Genomic DNA, 15,194 nt, shown 5'->3' with positions numbered 1-15,194 from the left:
TTCTGATCACGGTTCGGCGAGATTACTTGCGCGATGACACCCGAACGGGGGACGGATTCACCGGCTCAGTGCGGCGGCGTCGCCGACGAGGCAGGCGGCCTACTCGCCGATGAAGATGTGGCCCGCGACATCCGTAGGCAGCTCGAGCCCGCCGTCGACGCCGTCGACCTCGACGAGCACGTAGCCGCCGCTCTTCGCGAACGTGGCGGAGGCCCCGGGCAGGATTCCGGCCTGCTTGAGCTGCAGCAGCAGCTCGGGATCGAACTGCACGGGCTCGCCGAGCCGGCGCACGACGCCGCGGACCTCGGTCTCGCGCTCGGCGAGGGCGTCGGTGACCCGGACGACCCCCGTCATGAACGGCGCGGCCGGCTCGAGGCCGAGCTCGTCGAGACCGGGGATCGGGTTGCCGTAGGGCGAATGCGTGGGCTCGCCGAGGATCTCGACGAGGCGACGCTCGACCTGCTCGCTCATGACGTGCTCCCAGCGGCAGGCCTCGTCGTGCACGAACTCCCACTCGAGTCCGATGACGTCGGCGAGCAGGCGCTCGGCCAGGCGGTGCTTGCGCATGACGTGCACGGCCTTGCTGCGCCCCTCTGGCGTGAGCTCGAGGTGGCGGTCTCCGGAGACGACCACGAGCCCGTCGCGCTCCATGCGCGCCACGGTCTGCGAGACCGTGGGGCCGGAGTGGCCGAGCCGCTCGGAGATGCGGGCGCGCAGCGGCACGATGTGCTCTTCTTCAAGGTCGAGAATCGTGCGAAGGTACATCTCCGTGGTGTCGATGAGATCCGTCATCAGCAAGCCCTCCCTGTCGCAGCCCGTCATCAAGCCTAGCCCGATGCGGACCCTCGGTAGACTCACCTGCATGCCGAGCCTCGTCATCCCCAGCGACCTCCTGCCCGCCGACGGAAGATTCGGCTGCGGCCCGTCCAAGGTTCGGCCCGAGCAGCTGGCCCACCTCGCCGCAGAGGGGCCCGCGCTGCTCGGCACGAGCCACCGCCAAGCGCCGGTCAAGAACCTCGTCGGGCGCGTGCGCACCGGCCTCTCCGACCTCTTCGCGCTCCCCGACGGCTACGAGGTCGTGCTCGGCAACGGCGGATCCACCGCGTTCTGGGATGCCGCGGCCGCAGGCCTCATCGAACGTCGGGCGCAGCTCTGCTCGTTCGGCGAGTTCGGCCAGAAGTTCGCCGGCGCGGCATCCGCCCCCTGGCTCGAGGCGCCCGACGTGCGAAAGGCGGCGCCCGGCACCCGTTCGAACCCCGAGGCCGTCGCCGGCGTCGACGTGTACGCCTGGCCGCACAACGAGACCTCCACCGGCGTCATGGCGCCCGTGCAGCGCGTCGCGGGCGACGAGGGCGCCCTCACCGTCGTCGACGCCACGAGCGCGGCGGGCGGCGTCGCGGTCGACCCCGCGCAGTTCGACGTCTACTACTTCGCGCCGCAGAAGAACTTCGCCTCCGACGGCGGCATCTGGTTCGCGCTGTTCTCGCCGGCCGCGCTCGAGCGCGTCGAGCGCCTCGCGGCCTCCGACCGCTACATCCCCGAGTTCCTGTCGCTGAAGAACGCCGTCGACAACTCGCGCCTCAACCAGACGCTGAACACGCCGGCCCTCGCGACCCTGCTGCTGCTCGAGAACCAGCTCGACTGGATGAACGCCTCCGGCGGTCTCGCCTGGGCCGATGCCCGCACGCGCGAGTCGTCGTCGGTGCTCTACGACTGGGCCGAGCGCACCTCGGTCGCCACGCCGTTCGTCGCCGACCCGGCCGACCGCTCGCAGGTGGTCGTCACGATCGACTTCGACGAGACGACGGATGCCGCGAAGATCGCGTCCGTCCTCCGCGAGAACGGCGTCGTCGACACCGAGCCCTACCGCAAGCTCGGCCGCAACCAGCTGCGCGTCGCAACGTTCACGGCGATCGAACCCGACGACGTGCGTGCGCTCACCGCGTCGATCGACTACGTGCTCGAGCGGGTCGGCTGAGCCGCATGAGGCTCTGGCTCGCGGAGTCCGAGCGTCGGCCCGACCCGGCGCCGGCACGGGCCGACGCGCGCAAGGCGGTGCTGGCCGGCACGGCGCTCTGGATCCTCGCCCTCGTCGTGTGCCTCATCGTGCGCGAGCCGCTCGCCGCGGCCGGCCTCGACTGGCTGATCTGGGCGTGCGCGGTCGGCGTCGTGCTCGGCGTGATCGCACTCTTCGCGGTGCAGGCGATCAGGCGTCGCGCGTCGCGGCGCGGCATCGCTGCGGACGACTCCGCAGGCCCGGATGCCGCGGGTCAGGCTTCCTCGTCGTGATCCTCGGTCTCGTGGCCGTCGAAGTCGTCGTCGGGCTCGTCGTCGTCGGCTGAGTCGTCGTCGAGGTCGAACTCGTCGTCGGAGTCGTCGGCGTCGTCCTCTGCATCATCGTCGTCTGCATCATCGTCGTGATCGGCGTCGTCGTCGTCGGAGTCGTCCTCTGCATCATCGTCGTCGTCATCGAAGTCGTCGTCGGCGACGATCTCGAGCTCCTCGGACGCGTCGTCGAGGTCGTCGTCGTGCTCTTCGCCGGCCTCGCGTGCGGCCTCCGCGGCAGCGGCCTGCGCCGCGCGGTAGTCGGCGAGACGCTCGGACCACGGGATCCACGCGGGCGCGAGCAGGGCCCGCTCACCCGGGAGCAGTTGCGTCTCGACGATCGTCGGCTCCGCGTCGTCGACGCGCACGAGCGTCACGCTCCAGTGCCACCCCGGGTAGCCCGCGAGGTCGGAAGCGAAGTGCAGCGTGAGCACGTGCTCGCCCTCGACGAGGTGGCCGAGCACCGAACCCACCGTCTCGGGCGCCGTGGTCTCGAGCAGCGCGCGCCGGGCGAGGTCGACGGACGCGAGCAGCACCGCGTCGGGCTCGTAGGTCGCCGTTTCAGGGGTTTCCATCGCGTCGGGCGCCACGACGTCGGTCGCGGCATCCGCGCGGGTCTCGGAATCGGGAAGCTCAGGCATCCAGGTCGTCAGCCACCTTGCGCAGCACGGCGGCGACCGTGCGCGCCTTGGACTTCTCGGGGTAGCGGCCCCGTCGAAGGTCGGCACCGATGCCGTCGAGCACCTTGACGACGTCTTCGACGATGATCGCCATGTCGTCGGCGGGCTTGCGGTTGATCTTCGCGAGGCTCACGGGCGCGTCGAGCACGCGGACCGAGAGGGCCTGCGCGCCGCGCTTGCCCTCGGCGACGCCGAACTCGAGGCGAGAGCCCGCACGCACGGTCGCGCCGGCGGGAAGAGCGGAAGCGTGGAGGAAGACCTCCTGGCCGTCATCTGAGCTGATGAAGCCGAACCCCTTCTCGTCGTCGTAGAACTTGACCTTGCCGGTGGGCATCGTGTGGACCTCGCTCGTGTCGGAGGCGCGCCGAATGCGCGCGCTCTGCAACCACCAGTCTAGAGTCCCGTCCCCCGGTGCGACGCCGCTGCCGGTATCCTTGAGGCGTGAGTGAACCCGTGCAGGCCGACAGCCAGCGCCTCGAGCGCATCCTGGCGTACATGTTCACGGCGATGGTGCTGCTGTCCGTGGCCGCGTTCATCGCCGTGATGATCGGCACGAGCGCCGGTGCCGCCGAGAACGACGGCTTCAGCCAGGGCGTCTGGCCCGTCGTGATCATGCTCCCGTGGTTCGCGCTCCCGCTGGGCTTCCTGCTGCTCATCTCCCTGCTCATCGTGCACGCGGTCAAGCGCGCACGATCCACTCGCCCTCGAACGAACTGATCGGAGACGATGCTCGAACTCGCCGCGCGACTTCGCGCGCTGCCCCGACCACAGCTCGCGGCCGCGCTGCAGACGCGCGAGTTCGACACGGCCGGCATCCGCGACCTGTTCGACCTGGCCGAGGTGCTGCTCGCGCCCGACTCGCTCGACCACGTCATCTCCCGGCTCGACCGACCGCGCCTCGCGGTGCTGGCCGCGACCGCCGAGCTGACGGCCGATCACGCCGACACCACGGTCGACGCCGTGGCCGACGAACTGCGCCGACTCGGGGCATCCGCCGACCTCACGGCCGCGGCGCCCGAGCTGCTCGGCCGGTTGGCCGAGGTGCTGCTCCTCGTGCTCGACGGCGGCCGGGTGCACCTGCCCGCCGCGGTGTCGGGCCGGCTCGCCGTGCGCATCGGCCGTGACGTGCCGGATGCCGCGGAGCTGGCCGCCCCCGCGCCGCCCGTGCTCGTCGGAGTCGACGAGGTCGACCGCACCATCGTCGATCGCCGCGCCTCCGAGACGGCGTACGCCACGGTCGCCGCGACGGCCGAGCTCCTCGCGGCGCTCGGCGTGCAGCCGGCGCGCGAGCTCGCGAAGGGCGGCCTCACGCTGCCCGACTCCAAGCGCCTCGCCGAAGTGTGCGGCATCGATCTCGACGCGCTGCCGCGCCTGTTCCACCGCGCCGACGAGGCCGGCCTGGTGCTCCGCGACGGCGCCTACTGGCTCGAATCCGACATCGGGGCGAGCTGGACCCAGCGAAGTGCCGCCGAGCGGTGGCAGCGCCTCGCCGAGCAGTGGCTCGCCCGCATCCCGCCGACCTTGCGCGAGCTCGTCGCGCGCCGAAGCGAGGCGCTCTCGGCCACCGATCTCCGCGACGACGTGCGGTGGCTCTACCCCGCCGGCGGCCGTTGGCTCGACGACGGCCTCGATCGCCTGGTCGACGACGCCGAGGCGCTCGGACTGGCCGTGGCGGGCGAACCCGTCGAATCCGGGCGGCTCGTGCTCACCGGCGACGTCGAGCAGGCGGCGGCCATTCTCGCCGCGCACTTCCCCGCCGAGGTGTCGAAGGTCTACCTGCAGCACGATCTCACGCTCGTCGCCCCCGGTCCGCTCGAACCCGCGCTCGACGCGAGGCTCCGCGGGTTCGCCGATGTCGAGGCCCGCGACCTCGCCTCGACCTATCGCGTGAGCGCGGCATCCGTGAACCGCGGGCTCGCCGCAGGCGAATCGGCCGAGACCATCCTCGAGTTCCTGCGGGGCATCTCGCTCACCGGCATCCCCCAGCCCGTCGCCTACCTCGTCGAAGAGGCCTCCAAGCGGTTCGGCAGCGTCCGCGTCGCGTCGGCCGACGACGCGGAGCTTCCGGCCCGCACGGTCGTTCGATCAGACGACGAGCAGATCGTGCGCACGCTCGCGGTCGACCAGGCGCTGAGCGCCATCGGGCTGCGCCAGGTCGGCCCGTACCGGCTGCTCTCGAGGTTCGCCCCCGACGTCGTCTTCTGGGCGCTCTCCGACGCCAGGTACCCCGTGGCCGCCGAAGACCGTTCGGGGGCCATCGTGCGCCTGCGCCGCCACCACCTCGCGCAATCGCCGCCTCCGCAACCGACGACCGACCCCGTCGCCGCGCTGCTCGATCGCGTACTCGTCGAAGCCGACGACGACGCCACCGAGGTCGCCTGGCTCGCACGGCAGCTCGAGGCGGCGGCACGCGCGAAGGAGACGCTGACCGTCACGGTGCGCATGCCGGGCGGCGCCACGGCCGATTACCTGCTCGCACCCGCGAGCGTCGCGAACGGCCGGTTGCGGGCACGCGACCGCAAGGCCGACATCGAGCGCACGCTCCCGCTCTCGGCCATCGCCGCGGTCACGCCGGCGCCGTCGAACGTCTGACGCGGGCCGCTCGATCGCGTGACCTCGATCATCGCACGGGCGGCCGCCCTCACATGAACCGGGCGTAGACTCGACGGTTATGTCAGACGGCCCCCTCATCGTGCAGAGCGACCGCACCGTGCTGCTCGAGGTCGCGCACCCCCTCGCCGAAGACGCGCGACACGACCTCGCGATCTTCGCCGAACTCGAGCGCGCACCCGAGCATGTGCACACCTACCGCATCACGCGGCTCGGACTCTGGAACGCCAGAGCCGCGGGGCACACCGCCGAAGACATGCTCGGCACGCTCGAGCGGTACGCGAAGTTCCCGGTGCCGCAGACGGTCTCGGTCGACATGCGCGAGACCGTCGCCCGCTACGGACGGCTCGTGGTCGACCGCACCGACGACGGCGATCTGCGCCTGCGTTCCGACGACCTCGCGGTGCTCACCGAGGTGGCCGGCGCCAAGCGCATCGCGCCGCTGCTGACCGAGCGCATCGACGAGTCCGGCTTCCTCGTCGAGGCGTGGGCGCGCGGCGCCCTCAAGCAAGAACTGGTGAAGCTCGGCTGGCCGGCCGAGGACCTCGCCGGATACACGCCGGGCACGCCGCATCCGATCGACCTCGACGAGTCCGACTGGCACCTGCGCGACTACCAGCAGAAGGCCGTCGACAACTTCTTCGACGGCGGCTCGGGCGTCGTCGTGCTGCCCTGCGGCGCGGGCAAGACCCTCGTCGGTGCGGGCGCGATGGCCACCGCGAAGACCACCACGCTCATCCTCGTCACCAACACCGTCTCCGCACGCCAGTGGCGCGACGAGCTCCTCAAGCGCACGTCGCTCACGGCGGAAGAGATCGGCGAGTACTCCGGCCAGACGAAGGAGATCAAGCCGGTCACCATCGCGACCTACCAGATCCTCACCGCGAAGCGCAAAGGCGAGTACGCCCACCTCGCACTGCTCGACGCGCTCGACTGGGGACTCGTGGTCTACGACGAAGTGCACCTGCTGCCCGCACCCGTCTTCAAACTCACCGCCGAGCTCCAGGCGCGCCGCCGTCTCGGGCTCACCGCGACGCTCGTGCGCGAAGACGGACGAGAGGGCGACGTGTTCAGCCTCATCGGGCCCAAGCGCTTCGACGCCCCCTGGAAGGAGATCGAGGCCCAGGGCTTCATCTCCCCCGCCGCCTGCTACGAGGTGCGCATCGACCTCCCGGCGTCCGAGCGGCTCGCGTACGCGGCATCCGCCGATGACGAGCGGTACCGCCTCGCGGCGACCGCGCCCGCCAAGCTCGACGTCGTGAAGGAGCTCGTCGCCAAGCACCGCGGCGAGCGCATCCTCGTCATCGGCCAGTACCTCGACCAGATCGACGAGCTCGCCGAGGCGCTCGATGCCCCGCAGCTCACGGGCTCGACGCCCGTCGACGAGCGCGAGCGCCTCTTCCAGTCGTTCCGCGAGGGCACCACGCAGGTGCTCGTCGTCTCGAAGGTCGCGAACTTCTCGGTCGACCTGCCGGAGGCGACCGTGGCGATCCAGGTGTCGGGGTCCTACGGCTCGCGTCAAGAGGAGGCCCAGCGCCTCGGCCGCCTGCTGCGACCGAAGGAGTCGGGGCTCACGGCGAACTTCTACACCCTCGTCTCGCGCGACACCGTCGACCAGGACTTCGCGCAGAACCGGCAGCGGTTCCTCGCCGAGCAGGGCTACAGCTACACGATCCTCGACGCGCACTCCCTCGAGGCGGCCTGACCCCACCACTCGCTCTTCTCAGGAGTTTTCGGGCCGATCGCGCCGAAACCGCCAGAAACCTCCTGAGAAGCGCACTGATTCCGGGTGCGGTTCCTGAGAAACGCGTTTGGGGTCAGCCGCGCGCGTAGCGCAGCAGCACCAGGTCGCCCGCAGGCATCGCGTGCACCAGTCGCATGCGCCGCGCGGCCTCGCGCGCACCCCGCGTGATGCGCCCCGCCGTGCCGCCGACGAGCGTGGGCGACAGGCTCAGGCACACCTCGTCGACGAGGCCGGCGTCGAGCAGGCTGCCGAACAGGTGGGGCCCGCCCTCGCAGAGCACCTGCACGAGACCTTCGGCGGCGAGCGCGAGCAGCATCTCGTTCGCATCGACCTCGTCGTCACCGCACACCAGCACGTCGGCGACCTCGGCGAGTGCCCGCCGCCGAGCCTCGGGTGCTGCCGCGTGCGTCACGACGAGGGGCCGGCGCACCGCCTCCGCGAAGAACGGATGCCTCGGGTCGAGGTCGAGCCGCGACGAGACCACGCCGACGCGGGGCTGGTCGTCGAGCGCGTGGGAACGCCGCCACGCGGCATCCGCCTCGTCGACGGCGAGCCCGCCGTAGCCCTCGGCCCGCACCGTGCCCGCACCGATGAGCACGACGTCGGCGAGCGTGCGCAGCACCTGCATGGCGAGGCGATCGGTCGCGTCGCCGAGGCCGCCGCTGCGGCCGGCGAGCGTCGCGGAACCGTCGATGCTCGCGACGAAGTTCATGCGCACACGCGGAACCGACCGGTCGGGCAGGGCGTACGCGGCGAACAGCGTCTCGCGGTCGACGGCGGCAGGTTCGCTCATGCGCTGTGCCCCCTTGTCGGTCGCGCCCCGGGAGCGCTCATCGGTTGTGCTCCAGGAACACGGGCTCGCGCCACCCCTCGATCGCGCCGATCATGCGCATGGCGTCGACGGTCTCGCGCACGTTGTGCACGCGCACGATGCGAGCGCCCTGCAGCACGGCGTAGACGGCGGCGGCGATCGACCCCTCGACCCGTTCGCCGCGATCGCGTCCGAGGCTCTCGCCGACGAAGTCCTTGTTCGAGAGCGCCACGAGCGTTGGGTAGCCGATGTCGACGATCTCGCCGAGCCTGCGGGTGAGCTCGAGCGAGTCGAGGGTGTGCTTGTTGAGGTCGTGGCCCGGGTCGATGATGATGCGATCGGATGCCACGCCCGACGCCTCGGCTCTCGCGACGCGGTCGCGCAGGAACGCCGCGACCTCCCCGACCACGTCGTCGTAGCGCGGCGACGGCAATGGGGTGCGAGGCGGTGCGAGGCTGTGGGTGATGACGACCGCGGCCCCCGTCTCGACGAGCACCGCCGCCATGCCGGGGTCGCTGAGGCCGGTGGTGTCGTTCACGACATGCGCGCCCGCGGCGATCGCCTCGCGCGCCACCTCGGCGTGGAACGTGTCGACCGAGATGACCGCGCCCGAGCCCGCGAGCGCCGCGACGACGGGCACGACGCGGTCGACCTCCTCGGCGACGGGGATCGGCGGCCCTGGGGCGAACTTCGCCCCGCCGATGTCGACCCAGTCGGCGCCGTCGGCGATCGCGCGTTCGGCGGCGGCGACGGCGGCGTCGAGCGCGTCGGTGCGCCCGCGGTCGTAGAAGGAGTCGGGCGTGCGGTTGACGATGGCCATCACGGCCACCTCACGGGAGAAGTCGAACATGCGCGCGCCGAGGCGCATGGCGGTCGTGCTCAGGCGGGGCGTGCTCATGCGGGGATCAGGCTCTCGAGCGCCACCGATGGGTCGGCGAGCGCCGCCGAATCGACGGCGGCCTCCGAGCGGATCAGGGCCTGCACGGTCTCGTTCACGTCCCACACGTTGACGTTCATGCCCGCGACGACCCGGCGGTCGCGCACCCAGAACGCCACGAACTCCCGCGCGGCCACGTCGCCGCGGAAGACCACCGACGCGCCGTCGGCGAGCGGGCCGTAGCCCGAGTACTCCATGCCGAGGTCGTACTGGTCGGTGTAGAAGTACGGGATCTCGTCGTACGCGACCGCCGTCCCGGCGAGCGCCCGCCCGACGGCACGGCCCTGGTTCTCGGCGTTCGCCCAGTGCTCGACGCGGAGAGGCCTGCCGAGCACCGGGTGGTGCACGTTCGCGACGTCGCCCGCGGCGAACACGTCCGCGGCGCTCGTGCGGAATCCTGCGTCGGTCGTGACGCCGTCGTCGACCGTGAGCCCCGCGGATGCCGCGAGCTCGACGTTCGGGACGGCCCCGATGCCCACGACGACGAGGTCGGCGTCGAGCTCCTCGCCGGCGCCGAGGACGACGCCGTCGACCCGGTCGCCGCCGCGGACCGCGACGGCGGCCGCGCCCATGCGCAACTCGGCCCCGTGGTCTGCGTGCAGCGCCGCGAAGACCGCGCCGACCTCTGGGCCGATCGCCGACGCGAGCGGCACCGCGCCCGGCGCGATGACGGTCACGTCGTTGCCGTATCCGCGTGCGGCGGCCGCGACCTCGAGCCCGATCCATCCGGCGCCCATGATCGCGACACGTCGACCGCCCTGCTTCAGCGCGGTGCGCAGCCGCGTCGCGTCGTGGAGCGTGCGCAGCGTGTGCACCCCGGTGAGCTCCGCGCCCGGACCGGTGAACCGGCGCGGCCGCGCGCCGGTCGCCAGCAGCAGTCGGTCGTACGGGACGCGTTCGGCGCCGAGCGTCACGACGTGGGCGGAGACGTCGAGGGCCGTGGCCGTGGCATCCGTTCTCAGCTCGACGTCGTGCTCGGCGTACCACCGCTTCGACAGGGGAATCGTGCTCGCCGCGGCATCCGTGCCGAGCAGGTAGCCCTTCGACAGCGGAGGCCGCTCGTACGGCGCACGGTCCTCGGCGGTGGCGACGAGCACGTCGCCCTCGAAGCCCTCCGCCCGGATGCTCTCGGCGGCGCGCGCCGCCGTGAGCCCTCCGCCGATGATCACGATGCGTTCCGCCGCTGCCATGCTGCGAGTCTCGCACGAGCGAACCGCGCTCGAAAGGCGGTGTCCGCGAGTCGGCGCGCCCGATGCAGCAACCGCTCCGGCTTCTGTCGCAATGTTCACAGCCGGCATCCAGCAAACCTGCAGCACACTGAAAACATGGCTGACGGACCCAGAATCCTCATCGTCGACGACGAGCCCAACATCCGCGATCTGCTCACGACGAGCCTGCGGTTCGCCGGGTTCGCGGTGCGTGCCGTGGGCAACGGCGCGCAGACCATCTCCGCGGTTCTCGAAGAAGAACCCGACCTCATCATCCTCGACGTCATGCTGCCCGACATGAACGGCTTCGGCGTGACCAAGCGCCTGCGTTCGGCCGGGTACACGGCACCGATCCTCTTCCTCACCGCCAAGGACGACACCGAAGACAAGATCACCGGGCTCACGGTCGGCGGCGACGACTACGTCACCAAGCCGTTCAGCCTCGACGAGATCGTCGCGCGCATCAAGGCGATCCTGCGCCGCACGATGCACGCCGAAGAAGACGCGGTCATCCGCACGGGCGAGCTCATGATGGACCAGGACACCCACGAGGTGCTCGTCGGCGACGTGCCGGTCGAGCTCTCCCCCACCGAGTTCAAGCTGCTGCGCTACCTCATGCTGAACCCCAACCGGGTGCTCTCGAAGGCGCAGATCCTCGACCACGTGTGGGAGTACGACTTCAACGGCGACGCCGGCATCGTCGAGAGCTACATCTCGTACCTGCGCCGCAAGCTCGACCAGCACTCGGCCGAACCGTTGATCCAGACCAAGCGCGGGTTCGGGTACATGCTGAAGTCCTCCTCCAAGCCCTGACTCAGGCTTCGCCGCCTAGACTCGCTCCGCTATGCATCAGACGATCTCCGAGCGGTGGAACCGCATCTCCCTTCGCACCAAGATCACGGGTGTGACGGTGCTGATGCTGACCCTCGGGCTCCTCGTCTCCGGCATCGGCACGGCGGCCATGCTGCGCTCCTACGTGGAAGACCAGATGGCCGCGAAGCTGACCAGCATCGCGAGCGGCAGCCTCGACCGGTACTTCCTCGACCAGAGCGCCTCCGATGAAGAGGATGCCGACGAGCGCAAGTTCTCCGAGAGCGACCAGGTCTTCGTCGCCGTCTACGATGAGGACACCGGCGAGTTCCTGGCCCAGAACTGGGAGGGTCGAGCCGAAGAGTACCTTCCGCGCATTCCCGACAGCCTCACGCAGGGCGAGGTCAGCGCCCTGAACGCGAAGTCCGACGGGTACGCCGTCTTCCAACTCAAGGACGCCAACGGCGACAAGACCTTCCGCGCGGTGGCCGCCCTGATGGTCGCCGACAGCCACGGCAACCTGTCGCCGATCATCATCGCGATCTCGTCGAAGGACACCGAGTCGCTCATCGCGGTGTACCTCACCATCTTCCTCGGCTTCGGCGTCGGCGTCGTGCTCGTCGGCGCGCTGCTGACCCGCATGCTCGTCACCACGACCTTCACCCCGCTGCGCGAGGTCGAGGCGACCGCCGCGGCCATCGCCGACGGCGACTTCAGCCAGCGGCTCGGCGGGGCGACCCCGAACACCGAGGTCGGCCGGCTCAACCGGTCGCTGAACACGATGCTGAACCGCATCGACCGCGCGTTCCGCGACCGCGCACGCACGATCGATCAGATGCGCCGATTCGTCGGCGATGCCTCGCACGAGCTGCGCACCCCGCTGGTCTCGGTGCGCGGCTATGCCGAGCTCTACCGCATGGGCGCGCTGCAGACCCCAGACGACGTCGCGCAGGCCATGGATCGCATCGAGAAGGAGGCCATCCGCATGGGCGGCCTGGTCGAGGACCTCCTCGCCCTCGCCCGGCTCGACGAGGCGAAGCCGCTCGAACTCGCCGAGGTCGACCTCGTCCCGCTGGCCCGCGACGCGGCGCTCGACGCCATGGCCGCGCACCCGACCCGCACGGTCACGGTCATCACCCCCGACGACGTGCACACGGCGGATGCCGCGGGCGCACCTCTCGGCTCGAGCACGAGCTCCTCGGGCAGCGCGTCCGATCGTCCATCGACCGGGGCGATCTCGTTCGCGGGTGCGACGCTCGCACGCCTTCGCGGGCGGCGCCCTCGCACCGAGTCCGGAGGCAACGGACGCCGGGGCACGGGCCCGATCCCCCAGCCGGCGAACGCCGAGCTCGAGGCATCCGCGTCCGAGCAGGTCTCCGCGACCACCGCGTCACCGACCGGCACCGCGTCGACCGCGGCGGCAGGTCGGCAGCAGGCCGTCGTGCTCGCCGAAGAGAACAAGATCCGCCAGGTCATCACGAACCTCATGGGCAACGCCGTGCGCTTCACGGCGCCCGACAGCCCCATCGACATCCGGGTCAGCGCGGATGCCTCGACCGAGCGCGCGATGATCGAGATCGTCGACCACGGCGAGGGCATCCCGCCGCAGATCCGCGAGAAGATCTTCCAGCGGTTCTGGCGAGCCGACACCTCCCGCACGCGCGAGACGGGCGGGTCCGGGCTCGGCCTCGCGATCGTGTCCTCGATCGTCGCGGCGCACAACGGCAGCGTCGACGTCGTCGAGACCCCCGGCGGCGGCGCGACGTTCCGGGTGCAGCTGCCGCTCGCAGGCAGTGCCGCGGCCCCCCAGCCCGTCGCGACCGTCTGACCCGTCCTCCACACCGGGCGGCGGCACCGCATCGATGCCGTGGCGCCTGAGCGGCGGCCCCGCGGCACCCGCCCACGCCTAGCGTGACCCTCATCACCGAATGAAGGGATCCCATGTCCAGCTATCACGTCGATGCCGCCCAGGTGTCTGCCGCGACGCAGACCGTCAAGGGCACGATCGGGCGCATCCAATCCGAGGTGTCGTCGCTCCTCGGCCAGCTCACGGGCCTGCAGTCCTCGTGGTCGGGTCAGGCGGCGACCGCGTTCCAGGGCGCCGTCGCCGATTGGCGCGAGACGCAGTCGCGGGTCGAGCAGAGCCTCGACAGCCTCAACCAGGCGCTCGGGCTCGCCGCCGCCCAGTACGCCGAGGCCGAGCAGGCGAACGCCAGGCTCTTCCTGCGCTGACCCGCCGTGTGTACGACGAAGGGCGCCTCCGTGAGGAGGCGCCCTTCGCGCTGATCAGGCCGTGACGGCCGAGGATCGGTTCGGACTAGAAGTCCATGCCACCCGTGGGGTCGCCGACCGGAGCCGGGTTCTTCTCGGGCTTGTCGGCGACGACGGCCTCGGTGGTGAGGAAGAGGCCGGCGATCGAGGCTGCGTTGAGCAGGGCCGAACGGGTCACCTTCACCGGGTCGTTGATGCCGGCGGCCAGCATGTCGACGTACTCGCCGGTCGCGGCGTTGAGGCCCTGGCCGACCGGGAGGTTGCGCACGCGGTCGACCACGACGCCCGGCTCGAGGCCGGCGTTGAGGGCGATCTGCTTGAGCGGGGCGTCGATCGCGACACGCACGATGTTGGCGCCGGTCGCCTCGTCGCCCGTGAGCTCGAGCTTCTCGAAGGCCGTCTTGCCGGCCTGGATGAGGGCGACGCCACCACCGGCGACGATGCCCTCTTCGACGGCCGCCTTCGCGTTGCGGACGGCGTCTTCGATGCGGTGCTTGCGCTCCTTGAGCTCGACCTCGGTGGCCGCGCCCGCCTTGATGACGGCGACGCCGCCGGCGAGCTTGGCCAGACGCTCCTGGAGCTTCTCGCGGTCGTAGTCGGAGTCGGTGTTCTCGATCTCGGCACGGATCTGCGCGACGCGACCGGCGATGCCCTCTTCGTCACCGGCACCCTCGACGATGGTCGTCTCGTCCTTGGTGATGATGACCTTGCGGGCCTGGCCGAGCAGGTCGAGGGTGACGTTCTCGAGCTTGAGTCCGACCTCCTCGGAGATGACCTGGCCGCCGGTGAGGATCGCGATGTCCTGGAGCTGCGCCTTGCGACGGTCGCCGAAGCCGGGGGCCTTGACGGCGACCGACTTGAAGATGCCGCGGATCTTGTTGACGATCAGGGTCGCGAGCGCCTCGCCGTCGACGTCTTCGGCGATGATGAGCAGCTGCTTGCCGGTCTGGATCACCTTGTCGACGATGGGCAGGAGGTCCTTGATGTTCGAGACCTTGCCGTTGACGATCAGGATGTACGGGTCTTCGAAGACCGCTTCCTGACGCTCGGGGTCGGTGACGAAGTACGCCGACAGGTAGCCCTTGTCGAAGCGCATGCCCTCGGTGAGCTCGAGCTCGGTGCCGAAGGTGTTCGACTCCTCGACGGTGACGACACCCTCCTTGCCGACCTTGTCGATGGCCTCGGCGATCAGGGCGCCGATGGTCTCGTCGGCGGCGGAGATGGAAGCGGTCGCAGCGATCTCCTCCTTGGTCTCCACCTCCTTGGCGTTGGCGATGAGCTCGGCCTCGACGGCCGCGACGGCCTTCTCGATGCCGCGCTTGAGCGAGATGGGGTCGGCGCCTGCGGCGACGTTGCGGAGGCCCTCGCGCACGAGCGCCTGGGCGAGCACGACCGAGGTCGTGGTGCCGTCACCGGCGACGTCGTCGGTCTTCTTGGCGACCTCCTTGACGAGTTCGGCGCCGATCTTCTCGTACGGGTCGTCGAGCTCGATCTCCTTGGCGATCGACACGCCGTCGTTCGTGATGGTGGGGGCGCCCCACTTCTTCTCGAGCACGACGTTGCGACCGCGCGGGCCGAGGGTCACCTTGACCGCGTCGGCGAGCGTGTTGAGGCCACGCTCGAGACCACGGCGGGCCTCCTCGTTGAAAGCAATGATCTTTGCCATGTGTGTTTCTCGTCCCTTCTCGGACGTCTCAAAGATTCGTGTTTAGCACTCGATTCGAATGAGTGCTAAAGCGATTCTGGCACTCGACCGCCACGAGTGCAAGCGAGCGCGACCCGTTCCCGCCACTGCTCG

At 70.6% G+C, this 15,194-nt stretch carries 15 protein-coding genes; 8 read left to right on the top strand and 7 right to left on the bottom strand.

Features of this window, described 5'->3' with window-relative positions; translation table 11 throughout:
* Positions 1 to 99: 99 nt before the first annotated feature.
* Complete coding sequence (locus AC3IPY_RS06310) at positions 100 to 792, bottom strand: iron-dependent transcriptional repressor DtxR (protein WP_489187441.1); 693 nt, start codon at positions 790 to 792, stop codon at positions 100 to 102.
* 70 nt (positions 793 to 862) lie between these two features.
* Between AC3IPY_RS06310 and serC the strand changes: the two genes are divergently transcribed.
* Both serC and AC3IPY_RS06300 read left to right on the top strand, forming a co-directional pair.
* Positions 863 to 1,978, top strand: a complete 1,116-nt coding sequence (gene serC, locus AC3IPY_RS06305) for a phosphoserine transaminase (RefSeq protein ID WP_489187440.1) — start codon at positions 863 to 865, stop codon at positions 1,976 to 1,978.
* A gap of 5 nt (positions 1,979 to 1,983) precedes the next feature.
* Complete coding sequence (locus AC3IPY_RS06300; protein ID WP_489187438.1) at positions 1,984 to 2,289, top strand: DUF2530 domain-containing protein; 306 nt, start codon at positions 1,984 to 1,986, stop codon at positions 2,287 to 2,289.
* On the opposite strand, the gene AC3IPY_RS06295 is transcribed toward AC3IPY_RS06300, so the two are convergent.
* Both AC3IPY_RS06295 and AC3IPY_RS06290 read right to left on the bottom strand, forming a co-directional pair.
* Complete coding sequence (locus AC3IPY_RS06295) at positions 2,271 to 2,966, bottom strand: DUF3027 domain-containing protein (protein ID WP_489187436.1); 696 nt, start codon at positions 2,964 to 2,966, stop codon at positions 2,271 to 2,273. The two genes, AC3IPY_RS06300 and AC3IPY_RS06295, sit on opposite strands and share 19 nt — an antisense overlap.
* Complete coding sequence (locus AC3IPY_RS06290; protein ID WP_489187434.1) at positions 2,959 to 3,339, bottom strand: cold-shock protein; 381 nt, start codon at positions 3,337 to 3,339, stop codon at positions 2,959 to 2,961. The genes AC3IPY_RS06295 and AC3IPY_RS06290 overlap by 8 nt, the downstream gene beginning before the upstream one ends.
* Before the next feature lie 107 nt (positions 3,340 to 3,446).
* Between AC3IPY_RS06290 and AC3IPY_RS06285 the strand changes: the two genes are divergently transcribed.
* The 3 genes from AC3IPY_RS06285 (at position 3,447) to AC3IPY_RS06275 (ending at position 7,320) form a co-directional block, all read left to right on the top strand.
* Complete coding sequence (locus AC3IPY_RS06285) at positions 3,447 to 3,722, top strand: multidrug ABC transporter ATPase (RefSeq protein WP_489187433.1); 276 nt, start codon at positions 3,447 to 3,449, stop codon at positions 3,720 to 3,722.
* Positions 3,723 to 3,731: 9 nt separating this feature from the next.
* Positions 3,732 to 5,597 carry a helicase-associated domain-containing protein gene (locus AC3IPY_RS06280; RefSeq protein ID WP_489187432.1) on the top strand — a complete coding sequence of 622 codons (1,866 nt, stop codon included), beginning with the start codon at positions 3,732 to 3,734 and terminating at the stop codon, positions 5,595 to 5,597.
* A gap of 79 nt (positions 5,598 to 5,676) precedes the next feature.
* Complete coding sequence (locus tag AC3IPY_RS06275; protein WP_489187430.1) at positions 5,677 to 7,320, top strand: DNA repair helicase XPB; 1,644 nt, start codon at positions 5,677 to 5,679, stop codon at positions 7,318 to 7,320.
* Positions 7,321 to 7,432: 112 nt separating this feature from the next.
* On the opposite strand, the gene AC3IPY_RS06270 is transcribed toward AC3IPY_RS06275, so the two are convergent.
* From AC3IPY_RS06270 to AC3IPY_RS06260, 3 genes are read right to left on the bottom strand one after another with little or no spacing between them, the layout of a single operon-like run.
* Complete coding sequence (locus AC3IPY_RS06270) at positions 7,433 to 8,152, bottom strand: pyrimidine reductase family protein (protein WP_489187429.1); 720 nt, start codon at positions 8,150 to 8,152, stop codon at positions 7,433 to 7,435.
* Positions 8,153 to 8,189: 37 nt separating this feature from the next.
* On the bottom strand, positions 8,190 to 9,068 hold the full coding sequence (gene folP, locus AC3IPY_RS06265; RefSeq protein ID WP_489187428.1) for a dihydropteroate synthase: 879 nt from the start codon (positions 9,066 to 9,068) through the stop codon (positions 8,190 to 8,192).
* Positions 9,065 to 10,297, bottom strand: a complete 1,233-nt coding sequence (locus AC3IPY_RS06260) for an NAD(P)/FAD-dependent oxidoreductase (protein ID WP_489187427.1) — start codon at positions 10,295 to 10,297, stop codon at positions 9,065 to 9,067. Before AC3IPY_RS06260 ends, folP begins: the two co-directional genes overlap by 4 nt.
* Before the next feature lie 135 nt (positions 10,298 to 10,432).
* Between AC3IPY_RS06260 and AC3IPY_RS06255 the strand changes: the two genes are divergently transcribed.
* The 3 genes from AC3IPY_RS06255 to AC3IPY_RS06245 all read left to right on the top strand — a co-directional run bounded on the left by AC3IPY_RS06255 (position 10,433) and on the right by AC3IPY_RS06245 (position 13,357).
* Positions 10,433 to 11,128, top strand: coding sequence for a response regulator transcription factor (locus AC3IPY_RS06255; RefSeq protein WP_157427308.1), 696 nt, complete (start codon positions 10,433 to 10,435; stop codon positions 11,126 to 11,128).
* A gap of 31 nt (positions 11,129 to 11,159) precedes the next feature.
* Positions 11,160 to 12,953, top strand: a complete 1,794-nt coding sequence (locus AC3IPY_RS06250) for a sensor histidine kinase (RefSeq protein ID WP_489187425.1) — start codon at positions 11,160 to 11,162, stop codon at positions 12,951 to 12,953.
* Between the two features lie 113 nt (positions 12,954 to 13,066).
* Positions 13,067 to 13,357 (top strand): WXG100 family type VII secretion target, encoded by a 291-nt coding sequence (locus tag AC3IPY_RS06245; RefSeq protein ID WP_489187423.1) that lies wholly within the window; start codon positions 13,067 to 13,069, stop codon positions 13,355 to 13,357.
* A gap of 85 nt (positions 13,358 to 13,442) precedes the next feature.
* Here the strand turns inward: AC3IPY_RS06245 and groL are convergent, their stop codons facing one another.
* Positions 13,443 to 15,062, bottom strand: coding sequence for a chaperonin GroEL (groL, locus tag AC3IPY_RS06240; RefSeq protein WP_157427311.1), 1,620 nt, complete (start codon positions 15,060 to 15,062; stop codon positions 13,443 to 13,445).
* Positions 15,063 to 15,194: the final 132 nt, after the last annotated feature.

Source organism: Agromyces sp. GL_144 (genome assembly GCF_057834305.1).
The sequence above is the reverse complement of the archived record's forward strand: the minus strand, read 5'-3'. Positions and strand labels throughout refer to the sequence as shown.